Raw genomic sequence first — 644 nt, 5'->3', positions numbered from 1 at the left:
CCGGACCGCTATACGAACTCGTACCTGTCGAAAATGCCAGTATGGAGGCACGTACCGTCATTCAATGGGATAAAGATGACCTGGAAAGCCTTGGGCTACTGAAAGTCGATGTATTGGCGCTCGGTATGCTCAGCGCTATCCGTAAGACATTTTCCCTTATTCAACAATACCACCAACGAGACTTGAGCATCGCAGATATCACCCGTATGCAGGATGACCCAAAGGTTTATCAGATGATTCAGCGAGCCGACACTATTGGCGTGTTCCAGATCGAGTCTCGTGCACAGATGAGTATGCTGCCACGTTTAAAACCAGAAAATTATTATGACCTGGTGATTCAGATCGCTATTGTCAGACCCGGGCCAATACAGGGCGATATGGTTCACCCCTTCCTAAAGCGGCGTAATGGTGAAGAGAACATCGAATATCCTTCGGAAGCTGTTAAGGAAGTCTTATCCCGCACGCTGGGAGTACCCATTTTTCAGGAGCAAGTGATCAAGCTGGCTATGGTCGCCGCCGGATTTACCGGGGGCGAAGCTGATCAACTCAGACGCGCCATGGCCTCTTGGAAAAAGACGGGTAAGCTGATGCAATTTAGATCGAAACTGATTGAGGGGATGCTGGAAAGGGGCTATGAGCAAGCC

1 pseudogene is annotated in these 644 nt (G+C 49.7%); it reads left to right on the top strand.

Annotated elements, in window-relative coordinates:
- Positions 1-644 (top strand): annotated as a pseudogene (locus tag A3729_RS02595) (error-prone DNA polymerase); the annotation flags it as partial.

The sequence above is a fragment of the Oleiphilus sp. HI0043 genome (genome assembly GCF_001634935.1).
The sequence above is the reverse complement of the archived record's forward strand: the minus strand, read 5'-3'. Positions and strand labels throughout refer to the sequence as shown.